Source organism: Corallococcus sp. AB049A, from assembly GCF_003668885.1.
Lineage (GTDB): Bacteria > Myxococcota > Myxococcia > Myxococcales > Myxococcaceae > Corallococcus > Corallococcus interemptor.
Window position 1 is genome coordinate 1 of record NZ_RAWL01000870.1, and the last position, 687, is coordinate 687.

The window sequence follows — 687 nt, forward strand, 5'->3', positions numbered from 1 at the left end:
ACGCCCGCGAGCCGCCCCGACCCCACGTCGCCGCACGCCAGCATCCCCGAGCCCGGCCCCACCGTGCTGAAGCGCGCTTCCTTCAGCAGCGACTCCACGTTCTCCTGCGTCCGGGCGTTCTCCCACATCGCCACGTTCATCGCGGGCGCCAGCACCACCGGCCCCTTGAAGGCCAGCAGCGACGTCGTCACCGCGTCACCGCCGAGGCCCGCGCGAATTTTGGCAATCAGGTCCGCCGTCGCGGGCGCCACCACGTAGAGCTCGCCCCAGCGCGCCAGGTCCAGGTGGCCGAAGTTCCCCTCCTGCGCCGGGTCGAAGTAGTCCGTGAGCGGCGGGTGCCCCACGAGCGCCTGGAAGGTCAGCGGGGTGACGAACTGGCGCGCGGCCTCTGTCATGGCCACTCGCACCTCAGCGCCGGCGCGGCCCAACTCACGCACCAGCTCGCAGGCCTTGTACGCCGCGATGCCGCCACCCACGCCGACGATGATCCGGCGACCCTTCAGAGCCGATGCGTCCATGCGGCTTCATTACGCGCCAGTCCGCCCGGCCGCAACACGACTACCGAAGGGACACCTCGCCCTGGGTGGGAACGTCCACCACGCGCACCACCGGTCCCGCCCCCGGCATCTCCGCGTGGAAGTACCCCCACACCAGCGTGTAGCGCCCCGGCCGCAGCCCGTTCACCAC

1 protein-coding gene is annotated in these 687 nt (G+C 71.6%); it reads right to left on the reverse strand.

Annotated features, from left to right (window positions below; all coding sequences use genetic code 11):
* Window positions 1–518, reverse strand: a 518-nt coding sequence (locus D7X55_RS39995; RefSeq protein WP_304988925.1) for a flavoprotein, incomplete at its 3' end; no start/stop codon positions are given.
* Between the last annotated feature and the right edge of the window lie 169 nt (window positions 519–687).